Source organism: Brevundimonas sp. TWP1-3 (assembly GCF_049896085.1).
In the GTDB taxonomy this organism is placed as follows: Bacteria; Pseudomonadota; Alphaproteobacteria; order Caulobacterales; family Caulobacteraceae; genus Brevundimonas.
The window spans coordinates 1-1,665 of sequence record NZ_JAFCTP010000010.1 but is presented as its reverse complement, the minus strand read 5'-3'; the positions used below and the strand labels follow the sequence as shown (position 1 = coordinate 1,665).

At 55.9% G+C, this 1,665-nt stretch carries 1 protein-coding gene; it reads left to right on the top strand.

Features of this window, described 5'->3' with window-relative positions; genetic code table 11:
• Positions 1-98: 98 nt before the first annotated feature.
• Positions 99-1,046: an IS110 family transposase gene (locus ACP693_RS17595; protein ID WP_426050125.1), complete on the top strand. Its 948-nt coding sequence runs from the start codon at positions 99-101 to the stop codon at positions 1,044-1,046.
• Positions 1,047-1,665: the final 619 nt, after the last annotated feature.

Below are 1,665 nucleotides of genomic sequence, written 5' to 3'. Positions count from 1 at the left end.
GATAAAGAATGCATCTGGCTCGACCGACGATAGAAACAAGCCTGCGCCTCTGGGTGACCCCTTCAAGTGTTCAAAACCATATCTCGGGGGGATGTTCAATGGCAATGCCGATTTCTGTCGTAAAGCCTATCGTGGGCGTGGATGTCGCCAAGAATGAACTGGTCATCTATCAGGCTGACCTGGATCTGCTCGAGACGATATCCAATGACAAGGCTGCCATCAAAAAATGGTTGAAAGCCTTGCCTGCACCGGTTGATCTCGCCATCGAATCAACCAACACCTATCACTTGGCGCTCGCCGATCTGGCCTATGAAGCCGGTTGCACGATTTACATGGTCGGCGGCTACGAACTGAGTCATTACCGCAAAGGTGTGAAAGTTCGCGCCAAAACCGACGCGCTGGACGCCAAACTGCTGGCTCGTTATCTGAAGAACGAATACCAGGAGCTTCACCCCTGGACCCCTCCATCGCCGTTATATCGCCGCCTTCTTAGTCTGTTCCGCCGTCGCGCGGCGCTGGTTCAGGCGCGAGTAGCCCTGGCGCAAAGCTGGGCGAACGAGCCGCTGCTCAAAAGCGCGTTTGCCGAGCACCTGACATCAATGCAGAGGCTTGAAACGCTGGTCGAGAAGATGATCAACGACCAGTTGAAAGAGGCCGGTTTGCTTGCCCAACTGAAGCGTTGCACGAAAATTGAAGGTATTGGCTTTTTGACGGGAGCCCGCTTGATTGCTGCGTTTCAGCGTGGCGACTTCAGGAATGCGGATGCATTTATCGCATTTTTAGGCATGGATTTGCGTGTGTCGCAGTCGGGACAGAAGGACGGGCGCCGAAGCCTGACTAAACGCGGAGACCCCGAAGCCCGGCGGCTTTTGCACAATGCGGCAATGTCGGCCAGCCGTACGCCGACATGGAAAGGATTTTATGAAAAGCAAAGAGGTCGCGGGCTCAGTACGACACAGGCCCTGGTGATCCTGGCCCGCAAGCTTGCCCGAGTGGTATTTGCACTGTTGAAGGGGGAGGACGAATACCAACCGAAAGTCGGTTGAGGGCTTCCCCTCAACCATAGAATCTCCCACAGGGATTGAGTACAGCTGGTAGGTATCGGTCGGCTGGCTGCCTGCTTTCTCGAGCAAACTCGCACCAGAAACGCAAACGCCAAAGCAACGCCCACCGCGCCCCGCCTCTGCTCCCCACCACTCAACAGGATGAGCGTTAGCTCGGCTGCAGCTTTTGATCTTGATGCACGGGCGACGTCGGAAGGCTGAGTGGAGGGATTCATCCGGGGGTGGGAGCGCAGCGACCGTTTGGCGAAGCCAAATGCATCGAGAGGAGGTGCAGCGCAGCAAACCGGAGGCGATGCCCCCCGGATGGATCCCGGAGCGAAGGAACCCGAGCCACAGCGAGGGCCGAACGTCAGGAATACAGCGTTTTGGTTACTTTTGGGCGTTTGCAAAAGTGACCCGCCGTAAGGGCGGAACCCTAACTCGCCATCACCAAAAAACGGATATACACCCAAAACCAAAAAAACCCGCAAAACAAAAAAGGCGCCCGAAGGCGCCTTTCGCTTAACAACAACAATGTCAGGCCATTTCCGCCGTAGTCTCGAAGTCAAACGTCAACTCACCATCCTTGATGTCGATGTGTACCACACCGCCATGCTCGGCC